Source organism: Streptomyces sp. NPDC005706 (assembly GCF_040631045.1).
Classification (GTDB): Bacteria; Actinomycetota; Actinomycetes; order Streptomycetales; family Streptomycetaceae; genus Streptomyces.
Window position 1 is genome coordinate 1 of record NZ_JBEXYS010000015.1, and the last position, 19,684, is coordinate 19,684.

A 19,684-nucleotide genomic window follows, 5' to 3' on the forward strand; every position below is an offset into this window, starting at 1 on the left:
CCGAGGGTGTAGCCGAAGCCCGGCTCCAGCGGCTCGATCACGAACCGGGAGCGGAACTCGTCGACGACCTCTTCGGTCAACGAGGGACGCTGAGCGATCAGCATGTGTGATTCAGATCCTTCATTCGTGGACGCCCGCTATTTGACGCCCGACGGAAACCGCGCCCATGAGAAGCGCGGGTACTGCAAGGGTACGGGCGGTACGCCCCTTACGGAGCAGTACCGCCCGGACCCTGAAAGCAGCCTGGCCTCAGACGCGGCGGCGCTTCGGCGGGCGGCAGCCGTTGTGCGGGGTCGGGGTGACGTCCTGGATGGAGCCGACCTCGAGGCCCGTGGCCTGCAGGGAGCGGATCGCGGTCTCACGACCGGAGCCCGGGCCCTTGACGAACACGTCGACCTTGCGCATGCCGTGCTCCTGGGCGCGGCGGGCAGCCGACTCGGCGGCCATCTGCGCGGCGAACGGCGTGGACTTCCGGGAGCCCTTGAAGCCGACGTGGCCGGCGGAGGCCCAGGAGATCACGTTGCCCGACGGGTCCGTGATGGAGACGATCGTGTTGTTGAACGTGCTCTTGATGTGCGCGTGGCCGTGAGCGACGTTCTTCTTTTCCTTGCGGCGCACCTTCTTGGCAGCGCCCTGACGTCCCTTGGGGGGCATCTACAAACTCCTACGGGGAGGTGGTCGGTCCTACAGCGAAGACCGCTGATGAAGCGTTGTCCGCTGAGGACTACTTCTTGCCCGGCTTCTTCTTGCCGGCGATGGCGCGACGCGGGCCCTTGCGGGTACGAGCGTTCGTGCTGGTGCGCTGACCGCGGACGGGCAGACCACGACGGTGACGGAGACCCTGGTAGCAACCGATCTCGACCTTGCGGCGGATGTCGGCCTGGATCTCGCGACGGAGGTCACCCTCGGTCTTGATGTTGTTGTCGACGTACTCGCGGATCGCGACCAGCTGCTCTTCGGTCAGGTCACGGACGCGAGTGTTCGGGTCGATACCGGTCTCGGCCAGCGTCTGCTGGGAGAGGGTCCGGCCGATGCCGAACACGTAGGTGAGGGCGACCTCCACGCGCTTTTCGCGCGGGATGTCAACACCGGAAACGCGTGCCATTCAATGGCTCCTGGTGAATCTTCGGAGGTCTTCCGCAGAACCGGCTCCCAGCCCGCCGTACCAGGTACGGACCGGGTCCCCGGCCTCCGAACCGGGGGTGTCGAGTCTCAAGAGACTCGGGTTCTGCGTATGAACAAATTCAGCTTGCGTCGCGCGAATCTCTGCGATGGATGCAGAGGGATCGGTCCTGCGTCAGCCCTGGCGCTGCTTGTGGCGCGGGTTCTCGCAGATGACCATGACCCGACCGTGACGGCGGATCACCCTGCACTTGTCGCAGATCTTCTTGACGCTCGGCTTGACCTTCATTGGTGAGGTTCTCCGGGTCAGTGCCATCGCTCCGGGAGGCCCGAAGCGCGGGCAAGATCTACTTGTACCGGTAGACGATCCGGCCACGCGTCAGGTCGTACGGAGACAGCTCCACCACGACCCGGTCGTCAGGGAGGATGCGGATGTAGTGCATACGCATCTTGCCGCTGATGTGTGCCAGGACCTGGTGGCCGTTCTGGAGCTCGACCTTGAACATGGCGTTCGGCAGAGACTCGACGACAGTGCCCTCGATCTCGATGGCACCTTGCTTCTTGGCCACGCTTCGCCCTTCGAATCGACTACCTTGATCGACTCTCTTTTCGCCCCGGGGGGGCGACTGGCGAGCGCATGCGGACATGCGGGTGCACGAGAGCCGACGAGTCAGTCTACGTCAGCGCACCCGGAAACACGAATCGAGGAAGTCTGCCCCATGCCGGTGATCCCTACTCCAGGGGATCGCGGAGGCGGCGGCCGCGGCCCGGGGGCGGCGACCCGTCGGCCGGCGTCGCGGCCCGGCCGCGCCGTCAGGCGAGCGGGTCGGGCGCGGTGGTGATGCCGAACTCGGCCAGCTTGGCCTTGCCGCCGTCGGGGGCCGTCAGGACCAGCGGGCCCTGCTCGGTCAGGGCGACCGAGTGCTCCCAGTGGGAGGACCAGGTGCCGTCCGTGGTGATCACGGTCCAGTCGTCGGACAGGACCTCCGTGCGGGGGGTGCCGAGGGAGACCATGGGCTCGATCGCGAGGCAGAAGCCGGGGACCAGCTTGGGGCCCTTGCCGCGACGGCGGTCGACGTAGTTCAGCAGATGCGGGTCCATGTGCATCTCGGTGCCGATGCCGTGACCGCCGTAGTCCTCGATGATCCCGTACTTGCCGCCGCCCGGCTTCGGCTGGCGGCGGATGTACGTCTCGATGGCACGGGAGACGTCGACCAGCCGGTTGCCCTGCTTCATGGCCGCGATGCCGGCCCACATCGACTCCTCCGTCACCCGGGAGAGCTCGATCAGCTCCGGGGCGTGACCGGAGCCCACGAAGGCCGTGTAGGCGGCGTCACCGTGCCAGCCGTCGACGATCGCGCCGCAGTCGATGGAGATGATGTCGCCGTCCTTGAGGACGACGTCCTCGGACGGGATGCCGTGGACGACCACGTCGTTCACCGAGGTGCAGATGGTCGCGGGGAAACCGCCGTAGCCGAGGAAGTTCGACTTCGCGCCGTGCTCGGCGAGCACCTTGCGGGCCACCTCGTCCAGATCCCTGGTGCTGGCACCGGGCACCGCGGCCTCCCGGGTGGCCGCGTGGATGGCGGCGACGACCAGCCCCGCCGCACGCATCTTGGCGATCTGCTCGGGGCTCTTGATCTGCACCATGGGGGCCTGCGCTCTCCATCACTCACGTCGGCTGGGTTACGTACACAACACTACGGCCGCGACGCCCGTGAGGGCGCCGCGGCCGGAAGGACCGCGATCTACTTGTTCTCGGCCTTCTCGCGCTTCAGCGCCTCCAGCGCCCGCTCGGTGATCTCGTCCACCGGACCCAGCGAGGAGATCGTGCGGACCAGGCCCTGCGACTTGTAGTAGTCGATGATCGGCTCGGTCTGCGTGTGGTAGACCTCCAGCCGCGTGCGGACGGTCTCCTCGGAGTCGTCGTCGCGCTGGTACAGCTCACCGCCGCAGACGTCGCAGACGCCTTCCTGCTTGGCCGGGCTGTACGTCACGTGGAAGACGTGGGACGAGTCGTTGCGGCAGATGCGCCGGCCGGCGATCCGCTTGACGACCTCCTCCTCCGGGACCTCGAGGTCCAGGACGGCGTCCAGCTTGATGCCCTCGGACTCCAGCAGCGCGTCGAGCGCCTCGGCCTGCGAGACGTTCCGCGGGAAGCCGTCCAGCAGGAAGCCGTTCTCCGCGTCGGGCTGCTCCATGCGGTCCTTGGCCATCGCGATGGTGACCTCGTCGGGTACGAGGTTCCCCGCGTCCATGTAGGACTTCGCGAGCTTGCCCAGCTCGGTCTGCTGGCTGATGTTTGCGCGGAACAGGTCGCCCGTCGAGATGTGCGGGATGCCCAGCTTCTCGGCGAGTCGGACGGCTTGCGTTCCCTTACCGGCACCCGGCGGCCCGACGAGGACGATACGCATCAGCGGAGGAACCCTTCGTAATTGCGCTGCTGAAGCTGGCTCTCGATCTGCTTCACCGTCTCGAGACCGACACCCACGATGATGAGGATGCTGGTCCCGCCGAACGGGAAGTTCTGGCTTGCCCCGAAGCCCACCAACGCCATTGTCGGTACGAGAGCGATCAGACCCAGATACAGCGAACCCGGCCAGGTGATCCGGTTGAGCACGTAGCTGAGGTACTCAGCGGTCGGTCGGCCAGCCCGGATGCCCGGGATGAAGCCACCATACTTCTTCATGTTGTCGGCGACTTCCTCGGGGTTGAAGGAGATCGCCACGTAGAAGAACGCGAAGAATACGATGAGCAAGAAGTACGAAGCGATGTAAATCGGGTGGTCGCCCTTGGTCAGGTTCTGCTCGACCCAGGTCTTCCAGCCCGACTTGCCCCCCGCGAACTGGGCGAGCAGCGCCGGAATGTACAGCAGCGACGAGGCGAAGATGACGGGAATCACACCCGCCTGGTTCACCTTGAGCGGGATGTACGTGGACGTACCGCCGTAGGAACGGCGCCCGATCATGCGCTTCGCGTACTGCACCGGGATGCGGCGCTGGGCCTGCTCGACGAAGACCACCAGCGCGACCATGACCAGGCCGACCAGGATGACGGTGCTGAACTCGATCCAGCCGCCGGCCAGGGTGCCCTGCTTCTTGATGGCCCACAGCGCGGACGGGAAGGTCGCGGCGATCGAGATGAACATCAGGATCGACATGCCGTTGCCGATGCCGCGGTCGGTGATCAGCTCACCGAGCCACATGACGACGGCCGTGCCGGCCGTCATGCAGATGACCATCGTGATGGTGGTGAAGATCGACTGGTTGGGGACGATCTGGCCGCCCACCGAGCACCGGCCGAACAGGGCGCCGCTGCGCGCGGTGGCGACGAGACCCGTGCCCTGAAGGATGGCGAGCGCCACGGTCAGGTAACGGGTGTACTGCGTGATCTTCGCGGTACCCGCCTGGCCTTCCTTCTTCAGGGCCTCCAGCCGCGGGATGACCACGGTCAGCAGCTGCAGAATGATGCTCGCCGTGATGTACGGCATGATGCCGAGCGCGAAGATCGTGATCTGGAGCAGCGCGCCACCGCTGAACATGTTGACGAGACCGAAGAGGCCCTGATTGCCGGACGCCTCTTTCACGCACGTCTGGACGGCCTTGTAGTTGACGCCGGGGATCGGGATGTGGGTACCGACCCGGTAGACCACGATGATTGCCAGCGTGAAGAGCAGCTTCTTGCGCAGGTCGGGCGTCCTGAACGCCCGGGCGAACGCGGTGAGCACGGTGCCTCCTGCGACCCCCGCGCAACTGCGTCAAGGGTGACGGTCTTGAGGTTCGACGAATGAATAACGGCCAACTGCCGCTCAGAGTGCCCCATGGGAGGCACCCAGTGAAAGTGGACAGTGCAGGCCACCTTACCGGCGAGACCACTGCCCTTGGAACGACCGACCGGGGATACCCCTTTTGTGGAGTATCCCCGGTCGGGTCGTTCACGTCATCGAGGAGCCTGAGGGACTCAGACCAGCTCGGTGACCGTACCGCCGGCGGCGGTGATCTTCTCCTTGGCGGAGCCGGAGACGGCGTCGACCGTCACCTGCAGCGCCACGGAGACCTCGCCCTGGCCCAGGACCTTGACAAGGCTGTTCTTGCGAACGGCACCCTTGGCCACCAGACCCTCGACGGTGACCTCGCCACCCTCGGGGTAGAGCGCGGCCAGCTTGTCGAGGTTCACGACCTGGTACTCGGTCTTGAACGGGTTCTTGAAGCCCTTCAGCTTCGGGAGGCGCATGTGGAGGGGCATCTGGCCACCCTCGAAGCGCTCCGGAACCTGGTAACGGGCCTTGGTGCCCTTGGTACCACGACCGGCCGTCTTACCCTTCGACGCCTCACCACGACCCACACGGGTCTTGGCGGTCTTGGCGCCCGGGGCGGGACGGAGGTTGTGGATCTTGAGCGGGTTCTGCTCCGCCATGATCAGTCGACCTCCTCGACCGTCACGAGGTGGCGGACGGTGTGCACCATGCCGCGGAACTCGGGGCGGTCCTCCTTGACGACCTGCGTGTTGATTCCCTTGAGACCAAGGGAGCGCAGGGTGTCACGGTGGTTCTGCTTGCTGCCGATGTAGGACTTGACCTGCGTGATCTTGAGCTGAGCCATCACGCACCCGCCCCGGCACGCGCACGCAGCAGGGCCGCGGGAGCGACGTCCTCGAGCGGCAGACCGCGGCGGGCCGCGACCTCCTCGGGACGCTGCAGGCCCTTGAGGGCCGCCACGGTGGCGTGCACGATGTTGATCGCGTTGTCGGAGCCGAGCGACTTCGACAGGATGTCGTGGATACCGGCGCACTCGAGCACGGCACGCACCGGACCACCGGCGATAACGCCGGTACCGGGGGACGCGGGCTTGAGCAGCACGACGCCGGCAGCCTTCTCACCCTGGATCGGGTGCGGGATGGTGCCCTGGATGCGGGGGACCTTGAAGAAGTGCTTCTTGGCCTCCTCAACACCCTTGGCGATGGCGGCCGGCACCTCCTTGGCCTTGCCGTATCCGACACCCACGGTGCCGTCACCATCGCCCACCACGACCAGCGCGGTGAAGCTGAAGCGACGACCACCCTTCACAACCTTGGCGACGCGGTTGATCGCGACGACGCGCTCAACGTACGCGGTCTTCTCGGCGGCAGCAGCGCCGCCGTCACGGCCCTTCCGGTCCCGCCGCTCGCCGCCACCGGCACCGCCACCGCGGCGCTGGGGTCCAGCCATTGGAATTACCTCTCTTCGTTTCCGCTAGCTACGGCAGGCTCAGAACTTGAGCCCGGCTTCGCGGGCGGCGTCCGCCAGGGCGGCGATGCGCCCGGCGTACTGGTTGCCACCACGGTCGAACACGACAGCCTCGACACCGGCGGCCTTGGCACGCTCGGCGACCAGGGCGCCGACCTGCTTGGCCTGCGAGGACTTGTCGCCCTCGCCGCCGCGGACGGACGCGTCCAGGGTGGACGCGGACGCCAGGGTGTGGCCCTTGAGGTCGTCGATCACCTGCGCCACGATGTGGCGGTTGGAGCGGGTCACGACCAGACGCGGACGCTCCGCCGTACCGGAGAGGTTCTTGCGAATCCGGATGTGGCGGCGCTTGATCGCGGCGCGCTTGTAGGCGTCGCCCTTGAGGATCTTCTGTCCGTATGCCATGGCTTACTTACCCGCCTTTCCGACCTTGCGGCGGATGACTTCGCCCTCGTACTTGACGCCCTTGGCCTTGTACGGGTCGGGCTTGCGCAGCTTGCGGATGTTGGCCGCAACCTCGCCGACCTTCTGCTTGTCGATGCCCTCGACCTGGAAGCGGGTCGGGGAGTCCACCTTGAAGGTGATTCCCTCGGGCGCCTCGACGACGATCGGGTGGCTGTAGCCGAGCGCGAACTCGAGGTTCGAGCCCTTGGCCGTCACGCGGTAACCGACACCGCTGATTTCGAGCTTCTTCACGTAACCCTGGGTCACGCCGGTGATCATGTTCGCCACCAGCGTGCGGGACAGGCCGTGCAGGGCCTTGTTCTGACGCTCGTCGTTCGGACGGCTGACGTTCAGCACGCCGTCCTCACCCTTGACGATGTCGATCGGCGCGACAACGGTGTGGGTCAGCGTGCCCTTGGGGCCCTTGACCGAGACCGTACGGCCGTCGATGGTGACGTCCACGCCGGCGGGAACCGTGATGGGGAGCTTGCCAATACGCGACATAGCTGTTTCCTCCGTTCCCTTCCGCTACCAGACGTAGGCGAGGACTTCCCCACCCACGCCCTTCTTGCCGGCCTGCTTGTCGGTGAGGAGCCCGTGCGACGTGGAGATGATCGCCACGCCCAGGCCGCCGAGCACCTTCGGCAGGTTGGTGGACTTCGCGTAAACCCGGAGACCGGGCTTGGAGATCCGCTTGATGCCCGCGATGGAGCGCTCACGGTTCGGGCCGAACTTCAGCTCGAGAACGAGGTTCTTGCCGACCTCGGCGTCCTCGACCTTCCAGCCCGTGATGAAGCCCTCCTGCTGGAGGATCTCCGCGATGTGAGACTTGATCTTCGATGCCGGCATCGTCACGGAGTCGTGGTATGCCGAGTTCGCGTTCCGCAGACGCGTAAGCATGTCTGCGATCGGATCAGTCATGGTCATGAATTGGCCTTCGGCCTCTCTCGCCGGGGTTTCCTGGTGCGCCATCCCTCTCCCCGATCCGAGACGGGACGGGTGCGGCGCGGTGGACCTACGGCGTAGTAAGTCGTAAGGGCGCGGCAGACGCCCAACTCCACAAGCCTACGGCACGTGGAGAAGGGCTTCTGCCGACCCAGATGCTTACCGAGAGCTTCAGGAATCCCCTATTACAGGGATTACCAGGAGCTCTTGGTCACGCCCGGCAGCTCGCCACGGTGAGCCATCTCACGAAGGCACACGCGGCACAGGCCGAACTTGCGGTACACGGAGTGCGGGCGGCCGCAGCGCTGGCAGCGGGTGTAGCCACGCACACCGAACTTGGGCTTGCGAGCAGCCTTAGCGATCAGAGCCTTCTTCGCCATCTCGCTCACGCCTCCTTGAACGGGAAGCCGAGGTGACGAAGGAGCGCACGGCCCTCAGCGTCGTTGGTCGCCGTGGTCACCACGGTGATGTCCATACCCCGGGTGCGGTCGATCTTGTCCTGGTCGATCTCGTGGAACATGACCTGCTCCGTGAGACCGAAGGTGTAGTTGCCACGGCCGTCGAACTGCTTGGGGGACAGGCCGCGGAAGTCGCGGATGCGCGGCAGCGCGAGCGACAGGGTGCGGTCCAGGAACTCCCACATGCGGTCGCCACGAAGCGTGACGTGGGCACCGATCGGCTGGCCCTCACGCAGCTTGAACTGCGCGATGGACTTGCGAGCCTTGGTGACCTGCGGCTTCTGGCCGGTGATCGTGGTGAGGTCGCGGATGGCGCCCTCGATCAGCTTGGAGTCGCGGGCGGCGTCGCCCACACCCATGTTGACCACGATCTTGACGAGACCGGGGATCTGCATGACGTTCTCGTACTTGAACTCGTCACGCAGCTTGCCCGCGATCTCCTCGCGGTACTTCTGCTTCAGGCGCGGAGTGGTGGTGGTAGCCATCAGATGTCCTCACCCGTCCGCTTGGCAACGCGGATCTTGTTGCCCTCATCGTCGAAGCGGTAACCGACACGCGTGACGACCTTCTGGCCGTCCTTCTCAACGACCAGCTGGACGTTGGAGACGTGGATCGGCGCCTCGGTGGTGACGATGCCGCCGGCCTGCGAACCGCCAGCGGTCGGACCGGCCTTGGTGTGCTTCTTGACCCGGTTGACACCCTCGACCAGGACACGCTCGTCGCGCGGGTAAGCGGCAATGACCTTGCCCTGCTTGCCCTTGTCCTTGCCGGTGATGACCTGGACCAGGTCGCCCTTCTTGATCTTCATGCTTACAGCACCTCCGGCGCGAGCGAGATGATCTTCATGAACTTCTTCTCGCGCAGCTCACGGCCGACCGGGCCGAAGATACGGGTGCCGCGAGGGTCGCCGTCGTTCTTCAGAATGACGGCGGCGTTCTCGTCGAAGCGGATGTACGAGCCGTCCGGACGGCGGCGCTCCTTGACGGTGCGAACGATGACGGCCTTGACGACGTCACCCTTCTTCACGTTGCCACCGGGGATCGCGTCCTTGACGGTGGCGACGATGACGTCACCGATGCCCGCGTAGCGGCGACCGGAGCCACCGAGCACACGGATGCAAAGGATTTCCTTCGCACCAGTGTTGTCGGCGACGCGCAGTCGCGACTCCTGCTGGATCACGTCTATCTCCTGTTTGTCTGCCGGTTCCCCGGGAGCCGCTCAGCGGAGCGGCTCCCGGAGCCTGGCGGAACTGTCCTGCGAGGGATGCCCCGCAGGAACGTACTTTTGCAACTCCCTTGCGGGAATTACCTACTTGGCCTTCTCGAGGATCTCGACGACGCGCCAGCGCTTCGTCGCGGACAGCGGCCGGGTCTCCATGAGGAGGACGCGGTCGCCGACGCCCGCGGCGTTCTGCTCGTCGTGAGCCTTGAGCTTGTTGGTACGGCGGATGACCTTGCCGTACAGCGCGTGCTTGACGCGGTCCTCGACAGCGACGACGACGGTCTTGTCCATCTTGTCGCTGACGACGAGACCCTCACGGGTCTTGCGGAAGCCGCGGGCCTCTGCAGTCTGCTCAGTCACGTTGCTCTCACTCATCAGGCGCTCTCCACCGTCTCGATGCCCAGCTCGCGCTCACGCATCAGGGTGTAGATCCGCGCGATGTCCTTACGGACGGCCTTCAGCCGGCCGTGGTTCTCGAGCTGACCGGTCGCCGCCTGGAAGCGGAGATTGAACAGCTCTTCCTTGGCCTCGCGGAGCTTACCCAGAAGCTCCTCGTTGCCCAGCTCGCGCAGCTCGGACGCCTTGGTACCGGCCGACATCACGCTTCACCTGCCTCGCGCTTGACGATCCGGCACTTCATCGGCAGCTTGTGGGCCGCACGAAGCAGCGCCTCACGGGCGATCTTCTCGTTGGGGTACGACAGCTCGAACATCACGCGTCCGGGCTTGACGTTGGCGATCCACCACTCCGGAGAACCCTTACCGGAACCCATGCGGGTCTCGGCAGGCTTCTTGGTGAGGGGACGGTCCGGGTAGATGTTGATCCAGACCTTGCCACCACGCTTGATGTGACGCGTCATGGCGATACGAGCGGCCTCGATCTGGCGGTTCGTCACATACGCCGGGGTGAGCGCCTGGATGCCGTACTCGCCGAACGCAACCTGCGTGCCGCCCTTGGCAGCGCCGCTGCGCTTCGGGTGGTGCTGCTTGCGGTGCTTGACCCTACGGGGGATCAGCATTTCGGTCAGGCCTCCGTTCCGGTGCTCTCAGCCGGAGCGGCGGCGGGAGCCTCGGCCTTGGGGGCCTCGGCGCCGGCAGCCTGCTGCGGCTTACGACCGCGCCGCTCGCCACCACGGCCACCACGGGCCGGGCGGTCGGCACCGCCACGGGCCGGGCGGTTACCCGCACGGGCCGCAGCGTTCTCGGCGCGGACCTCGGCGATGTTCTTGACGTCGCCCTTGTAGATCCAGACCTTCACGCCGATGCGGCCGAAGGTCGTCTTGGCCTCGAAGAAGCCGTAGTCCACGTTCGCACGGAGCGTGTGCAGGGGCACGCGGCCCTCGCGGTAGAACTCCGAGCGGGACATCTCGGCGCCGCCGAGGCGGCCGCCGCACTGGATCTTGATGCCCTTGGCGCCGGCCTTCATCGCCGACTGCATGCTCTTACGCATGGCGCGGCGGAAGGAGACGCGGGAGGAAAGCTGCTCGGCAACGGCCTGGGCAACCAGCTGAGCGTCGGTCTCGGGGTTCTTGACCTCGAGGATGTTCAGCTGGACCTGCTTGCCCGTGAGCTTCTCGAGGTCACCGCGGATGCGGTCGGCCTCGGCGCCACGGCGGCCGATGACGATGCCCGGACGAGCGGTGTGGATGTCCACCCGCACGCGGTCACGGGTGCGCTCGATCTCAACCTTCGAGATGCCGGCGCGCTCCATGCCGGACGTCATCATCCGACGGATGGCGACGTCTTCCTTGACGTAGTCCTTGTACAGCTTGTCGGCGTACCAACGCGACTTGAAGTCGGTCGTGACACCGAGCCGGAACCCATGCGGGTTAACCTTCTGGCCCATTACCGGGTTCCTTCCTTGCTGCTGACGACCACGGTGATGTGGCTGGTCCGCTTGCGGATCCGGTAGGCACGGCCCTGGGCACGCGGCCGGAACCGCTTCAGGGTCGGGCCCTCGTCGACGTACGCCTCAGAGATGAAGAGGCTGTCGGCGTCGGTGTGGTCGTAGTTGTGCGCGGCGTTGGCGATGGCGCTGTCGAGCACCTTGCCGACGGGCACTGAGGCGGCCTGCGGAGCGAATCGCAGGACCGCCTGAGCCTCCGTGGCGTCCATGCCACGGATAAGGTCCACCACGCGGCGGGCCTTCATGGGCGTAACGCGGATGTACCGCGCCTGGGCCCTGGCTTCCATGGTTGTCCCTCTCAGTTACTTACGTGTCTGAATGCGATCCGCGTTTAGCGGCGCTTCGACTTCCGGTCGTCCTTGACGTGACCCCGGAAGGTGCGCGTCGGCGAGAACTCGCCGAGCTTGTGGCCGACCATCGACTCGGTGACGAACACCGGGATGTGGGTCTTGCCGTTGTGCACCGCGAGCGTGTGGCCCAGCATGGCCGGGACGATCATGGAGCGACGGGACCAGGTCTTGATGACGTTCTTGGTGCCGGCTTCGTTCTGGGCGTCCACCTTCTTGATCAGGTGGTCGTCGACGAAGGGCCCCTTCTTCAGGCTACGAGGCATCTCAACCCGTCCTTAGCGCTTCTTGTTCGTCTTGCGGCGGCGGACGATGTACTTGTTCGACGCCTTCTTGGGCGAACGAGTACGGCCTTCCTTCTTGCCCCACGGGGACACAGGGTGGCGGCCACCGGAGGTCCGGCCCTCACCACCACCGTGCGGGTGGTCGACCGGGTTCATGACGACACCACGGACGGTCGGGCGAACGCCCAGCCACCGCTTACGGCCGGCCTTGCCCCAGTTGATGTTGCTCTGCTCGGCGTTGCCGACCTCACCGATGGTGGCGCGGCAGCGGACGTCGACCAGGCGGATCTCACCGGACGGCATGCGGAGGTGGGCCATCGAGCCCTCCTTCGCGAGCAGCTGCACGGAGGCACCGGCGGAGCGGGCGAACTTGGCACCGCCACCGGGACGGAGCTCGATCGCGTGGATCGTGGTACCGACCGGGATGTTGCGGAGGGCCAGGTTGTTGCCCGGCTTGATGTCGGCCCCGGGACCGTTCTCGACACGGTCACCCTGCTGCAGGTTGCGCGGGGCGAGGATGTAGCGCTTCTCGCCGTCGGCGTAGTGCAGCAGCGCGATGCGCGCGGTGCGGTTGGGGTCGTACTCGATGTGCGCGACCTTCGCCGGCACGCCGTCCTTGTCGTGACGACGGAAGTCGATCACTCGGTAGGCGCGCTTGTGTCCGCCACCCTGGTGGCGAACGGTCACACGACCGGCGTTGTTACGGCCGCCCTTGCTGTGCAGGGGGCGGACCAGCGACTTCTCCGGCGTGGACCGCGTGACCTCGACGAAGTCGGCGACGCTGGCGCCACGACGGCCCGGCGTAGTCGGCTTGTACTTGCGGATTCCCATTTCTCAGTCCTCGTCCGATATCGGACGATCCGACCCGCTTACGCGGTCGGACCGCCGAAGATGTCGATACGGTCGCCCTCGGCGAGGGTCACGATCGCGCGCTTGGTCGCCGCGCGCTGGCCGAAGCCGGTGCGGGTCCGCTTGCGCTTGCCCTGGCGGTTGATCGTGTTGACCCCGGTGACCTTGACGTCGAAGACCGCCTGGACGGCCTGCTTGATCTGGGTCTTGTTGGCGTTCGGGTCGACGATGAACGTGTACTTGTTGTCGTCGATGAGCGCGTAGCTCTTCTCCGAGACGACCGGCTTCAGCAGGACGTCACGGGGGTCCGTGTACGACTTGCTCAGCGGGGTCTCGACAGTGTTCTTGCCCTCGGTGGCGTGGCGCTTCGCCTTGGCGACGCGCGCGGCCTTGGCGGCCTTGGCGGCCTTCGAGGCGATGCTCGGGTGACGCGTAGCCATCAGGCTTCGCTCCCTTCGGTGTCAGCGGCCTTGGGGCCAGACACGAAGGACTCGAACGCGGCCTGGGTGAAGACCACGTCGTCCGAGACGAGAACGTCGTACGTGTTCAGCTGGCCCGGCTCCAGGATGTGGACCTGGGGCAGGTTGCGGGCGGACAGCCACGCGGCCTCGTCGGCGCGGTCGACGACCAGGAGCAGGTTCTTGCGCTCCGAGATCTTGCCGAACAGCGTCTTGGCGGCCTTGGTGGAGGGGGTCTCGCCCGCGATCACGCCGGAGACGACGTGGATGCGGTTGTGGCGGGCCCGGTCGGTGAGGGCGTGGCGCAGGGCCGCGGCCTTCATCTTCTTCGGGGTCCGCTGCGAGTAGTCACGCGGCTGCGGGCCGTGGACGACGCCACCGCCGGCGAACTGCGGGGCGCGGGTCGAACCCTGACGGGCGCGGCCGGTGCCCTTCTGGCGGTACGGCTTCTTGCCGCCACCACGGACTTCACCGCGACGCTTGGTCTTGTGCGTGCCCTGGCGGGCAGCGGCGTTCTGCGCGACGACGACCTGGTGGATCAGCGGGATGCTGATCTTCTCCACGCCGAAGATCTCCGCGGGGAGCTCGACGCTACCGGTCTTCTCGCCCGCAGGCGAAAGGATGTCAACAGTGCTCATCGGTTACCTCAGGCCCCCTTGGCCGCGGTGCGGACCAGGACGAGGCCGCCGTTCGGACCGGGAACCGCGCCCTTGATGAGCAGCAGACCCTTCTCCGCGTCAACGGCGTGGACGGTCAGGTTCTGGGTGGTGACCCGCTCGTTGCCCATGCGACCCGCCATGCGGAGGCCCTTGAACACGCGGCCCGGGGTGGCGCAGCCACCGATGGAACCGGGCGAGCGGTGCTTGCGCTGGGTGCCGTGTCCGGCGCCGAGGCCCTTGAAGTTGTGACGCTTCATGACACCGGCGAAGCCCTTGCCCTTGCTCTTGCCGGTCACGTCCACCTTGACGCCGGCCTCGAAGACCTCCGCGGAGATCTCCTGGCCCAGCGTGTACTCGGAGGCGTCCGCGGTGCGGATCTCGACGAGGTGGCGGCGGGGGGTGACGTCGGCCTTGGCGAAGTGACCCTTGAGGGGCTTGTTCACCTTGCGCGGGTCGATCTCGCCGAAAGCGATCTGGACGGACTCGTAGCCGTCGACATCGTTCGTACGGACCTGGGTGACGACATTGGGGCCGGCCTTGACGACGGTGACCGGAACAACACGGTTGTTCTCGTCCCACACCTGCGTCATGCCGAGCTTCTCGCCCAGGATGCCCTTGATCTGCTTAGCCATTCTCAGCTCACCGACCCTCAGAGCTTGATCTCGATGTCGACACCGGCCGGGAGGTCGAGTCGCATCAGAGAGTCAACGGTCTTGGGGGTGGGGTCGAGGATGTCGATCAGGCGCTTGTGCGTGCGCATCTCGAAGTGCTCGCGCGAGTCCTTGTACTTGTGCGGCGACTTGATGACGCAGTACACGTTCTTCTCAGTGGGCAGCGGCACCGGGCCCGCGACCGACGCACCAGTGCGGGTCACCGTCTCGACGATCTTCTTCGCCGAGGAGTCGATGACCTCGTGGTCGTAGGCCTTGAGCCGGATGCGGATCTTCTGTCCCGCCATGGCTACTCAGTAGTCCTGTCTCTTCAACGCTCTGGAACCCGGCGGATTCCTTCTGCTGCCTTGCCTCCTCCGACCCACGCGGTCGGGTGTGTCGCTCTTCCGCTGACACAGATGTCCCTTGTTCGAACATCCCTGCGGGGAATGCGACGGCCCTTCCGGAACCGCGGACCGGGGACCCAAGGCCCACCGGGTGCCTGGCCGGTGCCGCGCCCACACTTCCCGGAAGATTCCCGTACGTCCGCCCCAGTGCTGCCCGTGGGCAGTTAGGGCGACGAGTACTGTGGGACTCGCTTCCAGTCCTCCCGGCGGGAGGCGCGCAGCATCAACACTCGACCGAGCAACTCGGACAGTCTGCCATATGGGGCGGTGGGCTGGCCAATCGGGCGGAAGAGATTACCCGTGGAGTGACGCAGGTCAAACCCTGACGGGATCCGGGCCCTGGACGGCGCGTCCGGGAGCCGTCCTCAGCCGGCCGCGGGAGGGCTTGCCGGGACCACCGGGTGGTTGCGGCACCCGAACTCCCCGGCCGCCACGCGGGCCGAGTGCAGGAGGTACCGCAGGTGCGGGTCGGGCCCGGTGGCCCGGGTGAGCGTGTCGGTCATGGAGCCGGCGAGCGGCACCCCCGCCTCCTGGCCGGCGGGGGCACCGGGTACCCGGCACTTGACGTAGACGGAGTAGTCGTAGGTGCCGTCGTCCTTCCGCACCACCAGCTTGACGTCGGCGTTGACGTGGATCGGCTTCTCCTCGTCGTACACGTCCGACTTCTCGCCGAACGGTGAGTCGAAAGGGAAGGTGGACGCGCCGAAGCTGATCGACAGACGGCTCGTGTGCCGCTCCTGACCACGGACCACGACCCGGCACAGCTCGGACTCCGCGAAGGACGGGAGCGCCTTGCTACCGGGTTTCCACGACCTGGCGTCGTCGTAGAAATCAGTCTTGGCGCTCTCGATGTCCTGCACATCGACCAGCCCGGTGTCACGCGGGCTGTTCTCCTTGACCCACTTCTCACCGGCCGAGCCGAGCAGGTCTTCGCAGGCCTTCCGAGTCCTGTCGCCGGTTCCGGCGCCCTCGGTGTCGCCGGAGCTGCACGCCGTCGACCCGAGCAGGAGGGTCACGAGCAGGGGTATGGCAGGAGAGAGCCGCATGTCGCCGGCCGCCTCAGTCTCTGGTGGCCGGGGCCGTGGTGGGCACCGACGGCTTGTTCTGGCAGTCGAGGGTGCGCACCATCACCCGTGTCGCGTGCAGCAGGTACGACATGTGCTCACGGTCCGACGTCCCCCTGGTCAGCGTGTCGGTCAGTACGCCCGCCAGCGGAGTCCGGGTCCCCTGCCGTTCAGGGGTGCCTTTGATCTTGCACTTCACGTACACCCCGTAGTGAGTGTCTCCGCGGTAGTCACTCACCTGGTGCAAGAACACGTCGGAATTCACCGGAGTGACCTTTCCATTACCGGCTCCCATCGGCGCATCGAAAGCCAGGGACGACGGACCGAACTCGAGCATCAGTCGCTTACTCACCGGGTATCGGGACCTCGACACCGTGCAGACTTCCGATTCCCAGTGCTGACCATCCGGGTCCCACGACTCCATCTGACGGCGGTACTGATCCCGGGCGCGCCCCAGTTTGTCGCCCTCCCAGTCGAGATCCCGCACCTGGTTCTTGGCCACATTCCCCTTGATCCACTTGACCCCGGATTCACCGAGGACGGCCGCGCAGCTATCAGCCGCCCGGTCCGGATTGTCTGTCTCCGCACTGCACGATGTGGCGGCCATGACCAGGGCAGCCAAAAGCAAAGAAGCGGGAATCGGTCTGATCATCAGTATCCTCGAACGTCCTTGGTGTCAGTGCGCGCACGACCCCGGTTATAGGCGTCCTCCGCCTCAGTCGACAGATCCCAGATCTCGTCGTCGGACTTGCCGTTCGACTGGGCGTAGTTCAGAAGCGGCGCCATAGCATTCTGCTGGCCGACCGATCTGGCCTTGTCAATGCCCTCGAGCGCCTTGTCGGTGTTGTCGTACTCGTTTTCCTTGAGCCAGTCGAGAGTCTGGTTCGCCATGTGCGTCTCCGCCGCTCCTCCTCCCGCCTCGAAGGCAAGAGGAACGGCGATCGCCGCCGCCGCACCGACGGGAACGACAACCTCCGAAGCAACCCCCACCGCAGTACCGATCACCGCGCCGGCGGCAAAGTCCCGCCACGCCCCCTGTTTCTCCAGCTCCCTGTTGGCGGCTTCCTTCTGATCGGCGAACTCATGACCGATACTCTCGAAGCGTGCCTGGTCGAGCATTCCGTGCATCATGATGCTGTGCATGGCAACACGCTTCACATCACCGTCGTCACCCTGGGCGGCCATGAGACTGGTTCCATACGTCTGCTGTGCCGCAGAGAGAGTGTTGTAGGCGTCCTCGTCGCCGGCGACAGCCCGAAGGAAGTTCGCAGTGGTCGATGCTTGGAAGTCGGCGAGATGAGCCCTCTCCATGCCGAAGCGCTCGTCGCGGCCATTTCCCATCTCGTTGCCGCCAAACGTAGCGACGGAATAATTGAGGCTGTCGATGTGACCTGCCGCCATCTTCGCCAGACTGCCACTTATACCCGGCTGCTTCTCAATGACGTCCGATGAGCTGTAGTTCTTCATGACCGTTCGCATCAGATCGGCCCGTTCCTCTTGGACGTGGATCTGCGCCTCGGTCTTCAGCGGGGGAATGTGGGGATCCTTCTCGTCATACGGATATCCCAGCGTGGCGGACTCCAGGGCGTGGCCCAGTTTGGCGTAACCGAGCGGTTTACCGTCGTCACTCACCGGCCACTGGCGGGCACCCTTCTCGTGGCCCGCCAAGTAGTCGAAGTTCGTCATCTTGCCGTCGCCCTGACCGGTGGATTCGCCGAAGAACTCAAGGGAGGCTTCCGGGTTGTGGCCGAGCGCGTCCATGAAGCCGGTGACGGGATCGTTGGGATGATCGGTGGGCGGGTAGTCGAGGCTGGTGGTGTCACGCCACGCGACCTTGGGATCCCCCGGGTAGTCGCGCTCGTACTTCACCATCGCCCGGCCGTAGTCGTCCAGGAAGCCCGAGTCGAATTTCCCCTTGTGCATGAGGCTGCTCATGACCTGGAAACCGTTCGGGCCCATGGGCATGGAAGGGTCGACCGGGAACGGCTTCGTGCCGGCCGCGATCATGTCCTTCTTCCATGCCTCCATGGCAGGGCCGTCGCCGTGGGTGGCGTTGGCCAGGGTCATGCTGAGGTTGTCCTGGACGTGCGCCAGCATCTTTGCCCTGTCGCCCTCGACAGCCCCGCCCGGCGGAGCCGCGAGGTCCCGCCAGAACTGGAGAGTGCCGTCCGCGCCCAAGCCGGTGGCGAAGGCTTCGCTGAAGCCGGGGTTGTCCCGCTGGTCCTCCAGTGTCCGGTTGAAGCGGGCGAGTTCGTCCTCGCTCCAATCGTCGACGTTCCCCTTGGCGATCTGCTTCTTCCAGTACTCGGCGTCCGCCCGGCCCTGCTCACGGTCCGCCTGCTTGACCGACCCTGGCCCCGTCTCGGTGAAGTCGTATTTGTTCTTCGCCAGGCCGCGCAGGGCCCGGGCCACGATCCGGTCGGTCTCGGTCGCTTCCCGCAGGATCCGGGTGATCCGCTGCCGAGCCGCGTCCAGTTCCTCGTCGCCCGGCTGGTGGATGCCCTTGCCGTCACCGGCCGCCGCACCGGAAGGGACCGAGGAGCTGACCTTGCCGTTGCCGCCGACATAGATGTTCTTCTTCGCGAGCTCGTCGATGGCCGCGCTCAGGTCCTTCTTGTGCCCGGTGAGGTCGGCGTGCGCGTCGCGCAGCAGCCCCAGGACGCTCTTCGCCTCGGCCGCCGCGTCGGCGAACTGCTTCGCCGTTTTGGCCACGAACTCACGGGAGACCGTCGCGTTGACGCCCTTCCAGTCCGCGGTGTTGGCCTTCTTCTCCAGATCTGACGCGCTGACGTCGCCGGCGCCTCCGGTTGTCAGCTTCTCCAGCCGGCCGGTCATGGTCTTCCAGTCGTCCACCGCGGTCTTCAGGGTGCCGAGACGCAGGTCGGTGAGCTCCTGGACGGTCAGGGTGTCCGCCGCCATGTGAATCAGTCCCCCGTTGTCGCTGTCGCTTCCGGTCGGCAACCTCGCGCGGCACTCGTCAGCGGAAGTAGTCGTTGATACGTGAGACCGTCATGAGCTGACCGTCCAGGTTCCGCATGCCGGTCCCGACGTGAGCTTCGTCCTTGGCGTGCTGCGCACGGCTGTAATCGAGGTGGTTGGAGATGTGGGCGCAGGCTTCGTTCAGGGTCTGCAGCTGCGTGTTCCACGCGTCGTGCACTTCGAGGAGTGCGGAGCCCATGTCCAGGCCGTCGTTGAAGAGGTCGTTGGACGCCGTGAACGTACTCGGCCGCGCGAAGTCGCCGTCCACGTGCAGTCGCTCGCGCAGGTCGTACGCCATGTTGCCGAGCCTGCCCAGCTCATCGTCATGCACGACGAGGTCGGGCTGTCCGCCGCCACCGCTCGCGTCGGCCGACAGTTGGTTGAGTTGCATCTGCGCAGGCCGCCTCTGAGATGCCTCGGTCTTGAGCTGCTCCCACTCGTCCCATGTCATCTGGCCCGCTACTCCCCCGTATCACGACAACTCGCACCATATGTAGCCCAGTTGGCCTCGATCATTCCTACCATCCCCTTACCGTGCACCCCTGCGACCGGCGTCACACGGACGGCATGTGCACGACTCCTTCACAGTTGCGGGAGTGCGCCCGCAAACCAGAGGGGCCCCTTACGGGGTACTGGCACCTAGTACTCCAGCCGTAGATCGTGATCTT

Annotated in this window: 32 protein-coding genes and 1 pseudogene; all 33 read right to left on the reverse strand. The window is 65.9% G+C overall.

Features of this window, described 5'->3' with window-relative positions; genetic code table 11:
- Positions 1–104 (reverse strand): annotated as a pseudogene (locus tag ABZ478_RS23090) (DNA-directed RNA polymerase subunit alpha); the annotation flags it as partial.
- A gap of 145 nt (positions 105–249) precedes the next feature.
- Positions 250–654: a 30S ribosomal protein S11 gene (rpsK, locus tag ABZ478_RS23095; RefSeq protein ID WP_003956432.1), complete on the reverse strand. Its 405-nt coding sequence runs from the start codon at positions 652–654 to the stop codon at positions 250–252.
- 70 nt (positions 655–724) lie between these two features.
- Complete coding sequence (gene rpsM / locus ABZ478_RS23100; protein WP_031167100.1) at positions 725–1,105, reverse strand: 30S ribosomal protein S13; 381 nt, start codon at positions 1,103–1,105, stop codon at positions 725–727.
- 192 nt (positions 1,106–1,297) lie between these two features.
- The gene (gene rpmJ, locus ABZ478_RS23105; RefSeq protein WP_003998809.1) at positions 1,298–1,411 is read right to left on the reverse strand and encodes a 50S ribosomal protein L36; all 114 of its coding nucleotides are present in this window, start codon (positions 1,409–1,411) and stop codon (positions 1,298–1,300) included.
- Between the two features lie 58 nt (positions 1,412–1,469).
- Positions 1,470–1,691 (reverse strand): translation initiation factor IF-1, encoded by a 222-nt coding sequence (gene infA / locus ABZ478_RS23110; RefSeq protein WP_003948620.1) that lies wholly within the window; start codon positions 1,689–1,691, stop codon positions 1,470–1,472.
- Positions 1,692–1,935: 244 nt separating this feature from the next.
- Entirely contained in the window at positions 1,936–2,772 is an 837-nt protein-coding gene (map, locus tag ABZ478_RS23115; RefSeq protein WP_359552363.1) for a type I methionyl aminopeptidase, read from the reverse strand.
- Positions 2,773–2,870: 98 nt separating this feature from the next.
- Positions 2,871–3,536, reverse strand: coding sequence for an adenylate kinase (locus ABZ478_RS23120; RefSeq protein WP_359552365.1), 666 nt, complete (start codon positions 3,534–3,536; stop codon positions 2,871–2,873).
- Entirely contained in the window at positions 3,536–4,849 is a 1,314-nt protein-coding gene (gene secY / locus ABZ478_RS23125; protein ID WP_359552366.1) for a preprotein translocase subunit SecY, read from the reverse strand. Before secY ends, ABZ478_RS23120 begins: the two co-directional genes overlap by 1 nt.
- A 233-nt stretch (positions 4,850–5,082) precedes the next feature.
- Positions 5,083–5,538, reverse strand: a complete 456-nt coding sequence (gene rplO / locus ABZ478_RS23130; RefSeq protein ID WP_030745257.1) for a 50S ribosomal protein L15 — start codon at positions 5,536–5,538, stop codon at positions 5,083–5,085.
- A gap of 2 nt (positions 5,539–5,540) precedes the next feature.
- A complete protein-coding gene (gene rpmD / locus ABZ478_RS23135; protein WP_003974250.1) occupies positions 5,541–5,723 on the reverse strand; it encodes a 50S ribosomal protein L30 in 183 nt (60 codons plus the stop codon).
- Entirely contained in the window at positions 5,723–6,328 is a 606-nt protein-coding gene (rpsE, locus tag ABZ478_RS23140; RefSeq protein ID WP_007494753.1) for a 30S ribosomal protein S5, read from the reverse strand. The genes rpmD and rpsE overlap by 1 nt, the downstream gene beginning before the upstream one ends.
- A 39-nt stretch (positions 6,329–6,367) precedes the next feature.
- Positions 6,368–6,751 carry a 50S ribosomal protein L18 gene (gene rplR, locus ABZ478_RS23145; RefSeq protein WP_073901437.1) on the reverse strand — a complete coding sequence of 128 codons (384 nt, stop codon included), beginning with the start codon at positions 6,749–6,751 and terminating at the stop codon, positions 6,368–6,370.
- Positions 6,752–6,754: 3 nt separating this feature from the next.
- Positions 6,755–7,294, reverse strand: a complete 540-nt coding sequence (gene rplF / locus ABZ478_RS23150; protein WP_359552367.1) for a 50S ribosomal protein L6 — start codon at positions 7,292–7,294, stop codon at positions 6,755–6,757.
- 24 nt (positions 7,295–7,318) lie between these two features.
- Entirely contained in the window at positions 7,319–7,717 is a 399-nt protein-coding gene (gene rpsH / locus ABZ478_RS23155; protein WP_007384075.1) for a 30S ribosomal protein S8, read from the reverse strand.
- A gap of 212 nt (positions 7,718–7,929) precedes the next feature.
- Positions 7,930–8,115 (reverse strand): type Z 30S ribosomal protein S14, encoded by a 186-nt coding sequence (locus tag ABZ478_RS23160; RefSeq protein WP_003948630.1) that lies wholly within the window; start codon positions 8,113–8,115, stop codon positions 7,930–7,932.
- 5 nt (positions 8,116–8,120) lie between these two features.
- On the reverse strand, positions 8,121–8,678 hold the full coding sequence (gene rplE / locus ABZ478_RS23165; protein WP_067119440.1) for a 50S ribosomal protein L5: 558 nt from the start codon (positions 8,676–8,678) through the stop codon (positions 8,121–8,123).
- On the reverse strand, positions 8,678–9,001 hold the full coding sequence (rplX, locus tag ABZ478_RS23170) for a 50S ribosomal protein L24 (RefSeq protein ID WP_351672679.1): 324 nt from the start codon (positions 8,999–9,001) through the stop codon (positions 8,678–8,680). The genes rplE and rplX overlap by 1 nt, the downstream gene beginning before the upstream one ends.
- A gap of 2 nt (positions 9,002–9,003) precedes the next feature.
- Positions 9,004–9,372 carry a 50S ribosomal protein L14 gene (gene rplN, locus ABZ478_RS23175; RefSeq protein ID WP_003998823.1) on the reverse strand — a complete coding sequence of 123 codons (369 nt, stop codon included), beginning with the start codon at positions 9,370–9,372 and terminating at the stop codon, positions 9,004–9,006.
- 129 nt (positions 9,373–9,501) lie between these two features.
- Positions 9,502–9,789, reverse strand: a complete 288-nt coding sequence (rpsQ, locus tag ABZ478_RS23180; protein ID WP_003992363.1) for a 30S ribosomal protein S17 — start codon at positions 9,787–9,789, stop codon at positions 9,502–9,504.
- Positions 9,789–10,013, reverse strand: a complete 225-nt coding sequence (gene rpmC, locus ABZ478_RS23185) for a 50S ribosomal protein L29 (protein ID WP_030174543.1) — start codon at positions 10,011–10,013, stop codon at positions 9,789–9,791. The genes rpsQ and rpmC overlap by 1 nt, the downstream gene beginning before the upstream one ends.
- Positions 10,013–10,432, reverse strand: coding sequence for a 50S ribosomal protein L16 (rplP, locus tag ABZ478_RS23190; RefSeq protein WP_143627890.1), 420 nt, complete (start codon positions 10,430–10,432; stop codon positions 10,013–10,015). The genes rpmC and rplP overlap by 1 nt, the downstream gene beginning before the upstream one ends.
- A 5-nt stretch (positions 10,433–10,437) precedes the next feature.
- Positions 10,438–11,259, reverse strand: a complete 822-nt coding sequence (rpsC, locus tag ABZ478_RS23195; protein WP_014674374.1) for a 30S ribosomal protein S3 — start codon at positions 11,257–11,259, stop codon at positions 10,438–10,440.
- The gene (gene rplV / locus ABZ478_RS23200) at positions 11,259–11,606 is read right to left on the reverse strand and encodes a 50S ribosomal protein L22 (RefSeq protein ID WP_003974262.1); all 348 of its coding nucleotides are present in this window, start codon (positions 11,604–11,606) and stop codon (positions 11,259–11,261) included. The genes rpsC and rplV overlap by 1 nt, the downstream gene beginning before the upstream one ends.
- 44 nt (positions 11,607–11,650) lie before the next feature.
- The gene (rpsS, locus tag ABZ478_RS23205; protein ID WP_003992359.1) at positions 11,651–11,932 is read right to left on the reverse strand and encodes a 30S ribosomal protein S19; all 282 of its coding nucleotides are present in this window, start codon (positions 11,930–11,932) and stop codon (positions 11,651–11,653) included.
- Between the two features lie 12 nt (positions 11,933–11,944).
- On the reverse strand, positions 11,945–12,781 hold the full coding sequence (gene rplB, locus ABZ478_RS23210) for a 50S ribosomal protein L2 (protein ID WP_031167077.1): 837 nt from the start codon (positions 12,779–12,781) through the stop codon (positions 11,945–11,947).
- Between the two features lie 38 nt (positions 12,782–12,819).
- On the reverse strand, positions 12,820–13,239 hold the full coding sequence (gene rplW / locus ABZ478_RS23215; protein ID WP_351672676.1) for a 50S ribosomal protein L23: 420 nt from the start codon (positions 13,237–13,239) through the stop codon (positions 12,820–12,822).
- The gene (rplD, locus tag ABZ478_RS23220; protein ID WP_199211604.1) at positions 13,239–13,895 is read right to left on the reverse strand and encodes a 50S ribosomal protein L4; all 657 of its coding nucleotides are present in this window, start codon (positions 13,893–13,895) and stop codon (positions 13,239–13,241) included. The genes rplW and rplD overlap by 1 nt, the downstream gene beginning before the upstream one ends.
- An 8-nt stretch (positions 13,896–13,903) precedes the next feature.
- Entirely contained in the window at positions 13,904–14,548 is a 645-nt protein-coding gene (gene rplC / locus ABZ478_RS23225; protein WP_005481233.1) for a 50S ribosomal protein L3, read from the reverse strand.
- A 17-nt stretch (positions 14,549–14,565) separates the two neighbouring features.
- Entirely contained in the window at positions 14,566–14,874 is a 309-nt protein-coding gene (rpsJ, locus tag ABZ478_RS23230) for a 30S ribosomal protein S10 (RefSeq protein WP_003948644.1), read from the reverse strand.
- Positions 14,875–15,338: 464 nt separating this feature from the next.
- The gene (locus ABZ478_RS23235; protein ID WP_359552370.1) at positions 15,339–16,019 is read right to left on the reverse strand and encodes a hypothetical protein; all 681 of its coding nucleotides are present in this window, start codon (positions 16,017–16,019) and stop codon (positions 15,339–15,341) included.
- 13 nt (positions 16,020–16,032) lie between these two features.
- Positions 16,033–16,689, reverse strand: coding sequence for a hypothetical protein (locus ABZ478_RS23240; protein ID WP_359552372.1), 657 nt, complete (start codon positions 16,687–16,689; stop codon positions 16,033–16,035).
- Positions 16,689–18,956 (reverse strand): hypothetical protein, encoded by a 2,268-nt coding sequence (locus ABZ478_RS23245; protein ID WP_359552374.1) that lies wholly within the window; start codon positions 18,954–18,956, stop codon positions 16,689–16,691. The genes ABZ478_RS23240 and ABZ478_RS23245 overlap by 1 nt, the downstream gene beginning before the upstream one ends.
- A gap of 58 nt (positions 18,957–19,014) precedes the next feature.
- Positions 19,015–19,467: a hypothetical protein gene (locus ABZ478_RS23250; RefSeq protein WP_359552376.1), complete on the reverse strand. Its 453-nt coding sequence runs from the start codon at positions 19,465–19,467 to the stop codon at positions 19,015–19,017.
- Positions 19,468–19,684: the final 217 nt, after the last annotated feature.